The sequence below is a fragment of the Corallococcus sp. AB030 genome (genome assembly GCF_003668965.1).
In the GTDB taxonomy this organism is placed as follows: Bacteria; Myxococcota; Myxococcia; order Myxococcales; family Myxococcaceae; genus Corallococcus; species Corallococcus exiguus.
Window position 1 is genome coordinate 1 of record NZ_RAWQ01000545.1, and the last position, 257, is coordinate 257.

A 257-nucleotide genomic window follows, 5' to 3' on the forward strand; every position below is an offset into this window, starting at 1 on the left:
ATCCCGGGCAGCATGGAGCTCTGGTGGGTCGGCGGAAACGGATCCGTCGAAGGCGCCTACTGGTACGATGGCCAGCCCTGGGCGCGGTACCAGATCGCAGGTCCCGGCAGCGCATCCACGAGCAGTGGTATCGCAGCGGTTTCGCGCATCCCGGGCAGCATGGAGCTCTGGTGGGTCGGCGGAAACGGATCCGTCGAAGGCGCCTACTGGTACGATGGCCAGCCCTGGGCGCGGTACCAGATCGCAGGTCCCGGCAG

At 67.7% G+C, this 257-nt stretch carries 1 protein-coding gene; it reads left to right on the forward strand.

Annotation, left to right across the window (positions count from 1 at the left end; genetic code table 11):
• Window positions 1–257: hypothetical protein (locus tag D7Y15_RS46325; protein ID WP_233605350.1), on the forward strand; the 257-nt coding region annotated here is incomplete at both ends.